The organism is Caballeronia sp. (genome assembly GCF_028292365.1).
Taxonomy (GTDB): Bacteria; Pseudomonadota; Gammaproteobacteria; order Burkholderiales; family Burkholderiaceae; genus Caballeronia.
Genome location: NZ_JAQGMM010000640.1, coordinates 1 through 2,931 on the forward strand (window position 1 = coordinate 1; position 2,931 = coordinate 2,931).

General features: G+C 61.8%; 3 protein-coding genes. All 3 read left to right on the forward strand.

Annotated elements, in window-relative coordinates; genetic code table 11:
• The first annotated feature begins 134 nt into the window (after positions 1-134).
• On the forward strand, positions 135-1,574 hold the full coding sequence (locus JWR14_RS37050) for an aldehyde dehydrogenase family protein (protein WP_299719517.1): 1,440 nt from the start codon (positions 135-137) through the stop codon (positions 1,572-1,574).
• Positions 1,575-1,586: 12 nt separating this feature from the next.
• The gene (locus tag JWR14_RS37055) at positions 1,587-2,345 is read left to right on the forward strand and encodes an SDR family oxidoreductase (protein WP_299719519.1); all 759 of its coding nucleotides are present in this window, start codon (positions 1,587-1,589) and stop codon (positions 2,343-2,345) included.
• A gap of 192 nt (positions 2,346-2,537) precedes the next feature.
• The coding region (locus tag JWR14_RS37060; RefSeq protein ID WP_299719522.1) for an MFS transporter at positions 2,538-2,931 on the forward strand (394 nt) is incomplete at its 3' end.

The following is a 2,931-nucleotide window of genomic DNA, read 5'->3' on the forward strand; positions in this document are numbered from 1 at the left end:
GTCCGCGCCGAGCCGGGAAAACGGCGCAAAATAGGTTGTCAGCGATGTGATCGCTAACGTAAATGAAGGTAAGCGAAGGCAAATGAAGCGATAGTACGCCACCCCGAAAATAGCCACGGAGACAGGAGTCAGGCATGGAAGAGGCAAAGCATTTCATCGGCAACCAGTGGGTGGCGGCGGCAAGCCACGAGACCATTCCCGTCATTGATCCTTCCGACGGCCAGGTCTTCGCGCAGCTCGCGCGCGGCAACGCGGCCGATATCGACCGCGCCGTCCAGGCAGCGCGCCACGCTTACGAAGGCCCGTGGGGCCACGCTAGCGCCGCCGATCGCGGACGCGTGCTTTACAGGCTTTCGATGATCATCGCCGCCCATCAGGACGAACTGGCACATCTCGAAGCACGCGATACCGGCAAACCCCTGAAGCAAGCTCACACGGACGCGGCGGGCATTGCGCGGTATTTCGAGTTCTACGCAGGCGCCGCCGACAAGCTTCACGGCGAAACACTGCCCTATCAAACCGGCTACACCGTCCTCACCATCCGCGAACCGCACGGCGTGACCGGGCACATCGTGCCCTGGAATTACCCGCTGCAGATCTTCGGCCGCAGCGTCGGCGCCGCGCTCGCAGCCGGCAACGCGTGCGTGGTGAAGCCAGCCGAAGACGCGTGTTTATCGATACTGCGCATCGCCGAACTCGCCGCCGAAGCGGGCTTGCCGGAAGGCGCGCTGAACATCGTCACAGGGTATGGCTACGAAGCGGGCGCGGCGCTCGCGCGGCATCCGGGCATCGATCACATCTCGTTCACGGGATCGCCGGCAACGGGCGCGGCGGTGGTCAAGATGGCCGCCGATAACCACGTTCCCGTCACGCTCGAACTCGGCGGCAAGTCGCCGCAGATCGTTTTCGCCGATGCCGACTTCGACGCCGCCGTGCCCGTGCTCGTCTCGGCGATCGTGCAGAACGCCGGGCAGACGTGCTCGGCGGGCAGCCGCGTATTGATCGAGCGATCGGCGTACGAGCCGTTGCTCGAGCGGTTGTCGGAGGCGTTCAGCGCGTTGAAGGTCGGGCCGAGCAAGCTCGATCTCGATTGCGGTCCACTGATCAGCGCGAAGCAGCAGCAACGCGTATGGGACTTTCTCTCCGATGCCCAGCACGATGGCATCGCGATGGTCGCGCACGGCGAAGTGGTTTCCGAAGCGCCGGAAGCGGGCTTTTATCAGGCGCCGACACTCTTGCGCGACGTCCCGCCGGCCCACCGCCTCGCACGCGAGGAGGTGTTCGGTCCGGTGCTCTGCGCGATGCCCTTCGATGACGAAGCCGACGCGCTGAAGCTTGCCAATGGCACGGACTTCGGGCTGGTGGCGGGCGTCTGGACACGCGATGGCGGACGGCAGATGCGCATTGCCCGAAACGTGCGTTCGGGGCAAGTGTTCATCAATAACTACGGCGCGGGCGGCGGCGTGGAATTGCCGTTCGGCGGCGTCAAACATTCGGGCCACGGCCGCGAGAAAGGCTTCGAAGCGCTGTATGGATTCACGGTGCTCAAAACCATCGCCATCAAACATGGTTAATTTGGAGACGACATGAGACTGCAAGGAAAGACTGCGATTGTGACCGGCGGCGGATCGGGATTCGGGGAAGGCATCGCGAAGACGATTGCGCGGGAAGGCGCGAACGTCGTGGTGAACGACCTCAACGGCGCGGCGGCCGAGCGCGTGGCGAGCGAGATTGCGGTGAGCGGCGGCAAGGCGATTGCGGTACCCGGCGACGTGACAAAGCAAGCCGACTGGCAAACGCTCTTCGATGCCGCCATCGAAGACTTCGGCAGCGTTCAGGTCGTGGTGAACAACGCGGGCACGACGCATCGGAACAAGCCGGTGATGGAAATCACCGAAGCGGAATTCGATCGCGTTTATGCGGTGAATGTGAAAAGCGTGTACTTCAGCGTGGCGCAATTCGTGCCCTACTTCCGCAAGGTTGGCGGCGGGTCGTTCATCAACATTGCATCGACAGCGGGCGTACGGCCGCGGCCAGGTTTGATCTGGTACAACGGCAGCAAGGCAGCGGTGATTATCGCGAGCAAGGCGCTGGCGGTCGAGCTTGGGCCGGACCGGATTCGCGTCAACTGCATCAACCCGGTGATGGGCGAAACAGGTTTGTTGTCGGAGTTCATGGGGATGGAAGACACGCCGGCGAACCGCCAGAAGTTCCTCGCGACCATTCCGCTGGGACGCCTTTCGACGCCGCAGGACATTGCGAATGCGGCTTTGTACCTCGCCTCCGATGACGCCGAGTTCATCACCGGCGTGGCATTGGAAGTGGACGGCGGACGGTGCGTTTGATCGTTTTGATTTGGCGCTGACCGGCTTTGGGAACAGGCGTTTTCGAGCGTGTGTAAATCGGCATCCGATGCTTGCCACCGAATGCCCTTCATCGGTGTTTTCCCCATAGAAAACAGACGGTTGCGGCCTGGAGCGAGCGGCTAGAATCGGACAGCACGTTTTCCTCATCGATAAAAATAGTCAGGAGACAAAATGGCCAGTACTGCGGGTGATTTGCATCGACCGGGCGCGGGCGCGCCGCCTTCCGCATTCGAAGCGGCGACGTATCGCAAGGTCGCGTGGCGGCTCTCGCCGTTGCTGTTGATCTGTTACGTGGTGGCGTATCTGGATCGTGTGAACGTCGGTTTTGCGAAGCTTCAGATGAGCACTGATCTCGGGTTGAGCGATGCCGTCTATGGCTTCGGCGCGGGTATCTTCTTCTTCGGCTATTTCATCTTCGAGATTCCCAGCAACGTCATCCTGCACAAGGTCGGCGCGCGGGTGTGGATTGCGCGGATCATGATCACGTGGGGCATCATTTCGGCGCTGACGATGTTCATCACCACGCCCACCATGTTCTATGTAATGCGCTTCATTCTGGGTGTGG